Raw genomic sequence first — 1,247 nt, 5'->3', positions numbered from 1 at the left:
TGGAGCGGACCAAGTTCGGATGGGCTCCGAGCGTCGGCTAATGACCCCAAAGCGACTGTCGAACGGGTTTGAGGAGCCTGACATCAGGCAAGGTAATGACCCCCTCAACTCGGCATTAACTCCCGCGACCTAAAATTGTGGCATGAAACTCATCGGCTTCGTGCTGCTTCTCCCGACCGTTTTAATCGTGGCCATGGGTGTGGACGCGGGGTCGGGTGGCGCCCCAATCGCGTTCGGCCTGTGGATGTTCTTCGGATTGCCAACGATGGTGGGCGCTATCTTCATGTTCAAAAAAGATCGGCCAGTGGTTCAGTATGCAGTGGTGGAAACTGAGCAACCGCCACGCGACGCGAATGTCAAGATGATGGCGGCTATGGAGCTTGCGATCGAGGCCGACGCGAAGAACAAGATGATCGCGGCGACGGAGCATACGATCGAAGGGATGCCAAAGAAGCCTACGGCCCCCGTCTTCGGAAAGTGCAGTGCTTAGAGGCATGAGCGTAGTACACAGCCACCCGACACACCCAAATATTGGCCCGAGATACATTATCACGCTGGCCGCAAGCGGACCCGGTGCGATATCAGCTTTTGGCCCGTTGCTGACCTCCCGTTGGAGCGCCGTCATAGCGGCTTCCGGGACAATAGCCGACAGAAGGGGATCGCGCTGACTAGGGCAGCTTGTGACCCTTAGCGGATATTCCCGCGGGGACGTAGGTGTGGATGAAACGCCGAACGGTGCCGACGTGCGCGCGCCTCCCATGCGTTCTTTCCGACTCGCTGGACTGAGACACCCCGACCGCGAAGGTGCGTCAGCGGGTTCGGCAATTTCCGGGAAAAATAGGCAAGAGCAACAAAAGGTAGTACGCTGCCCTGAAACACTTCGGGTATGGGACAGCCCAATGGTCACGACCGAACTGCCGCTAAGCCCGCGCGAGAAGCAGCTCTTGCGGCGCTTTGCCGCCGGGAAAACGGATGCCCAGATCGCCGTGCGACTTGGTGGTGACCCCGAGCAAGTTGCAAAACAGCGAGCCCGCTTGCTGGCAAGGCTAGGCATCAGCACGCCTGCCGAGATCGCCGATGCAGCGGAGCGGTTGGCGTACTCACCAAGCTATAGAGGCGTCACCTAATGCCTAGTGCGGCACGACACCTAGCTAGTGCCTGATCTCCGCACCGCTACGCGGTTTGACAAGAACGGATACTTCTCTTGCTAAACACATTTTACTTCGACGTGAAAGGGGACGCTTCCC

Annotated in this window: 2 protein-coding genes; both read left to right on the top strand. The window is 58.6% G+C overall.

Annotated elements, in window-relative coordinates; all coding sequences use genetic code 11:
* Positions 1-142 precede the first annotated feature (142 nt).
* Entirely contained in the window at positions 143-490 is a 348-nt protein-coding gene (locus CQ12_RS17610; RefSeq protein WP_057836574.1) for a hypothetical protein, read from the top strand.
* Between the two features lie 409 nt (positions 491-899).
* The gene (locus CQ12_RS45085; protein WP_057836573.1) at positions 900-1,127 is read left to right on the top strand and encodes a LuxR C-terminal-related transcriptional regulator; all 228 of its coding nucleotides are present in this window, start codon (positions 900-902) and stop codon (positions 1,125-1,127) included.
* Positions 1,128-1,247: the final 120 nt, after the last annotated feature.

Source organism: Bradyrhizobium jicamae (assembly GCF_001440395.1).
GTDB classification, from domain to species: Bacteria; Pseudomonadota; Alphaproteobacteria; order Rhizobiales; family Xanthobacteraceae; genus Bradyrhizobium; species Bradyrhizobium jicamae.
This window is presented reverse-complemented; position numbering and strand designations above follow the sequence as displayed.

What these genes read in the sequence shown, in the direction of transcription:
- CQ12_RS45085 (WP_057836573.1), top strand. Translation starts at nt 900, where the DNA reads ATGGTCACGACCGAACTGCCGCTAAGCCCGCGCGAGAAGCAGCTCTTG.
- CQ12_RS17610 (WP_057836574.1), top strand. Translation starts at nt 143, where the DNA reads ATGAAACTCATCGGCTTCGTGCTGCTTCTCCCGACCGTTTTAATCGTG.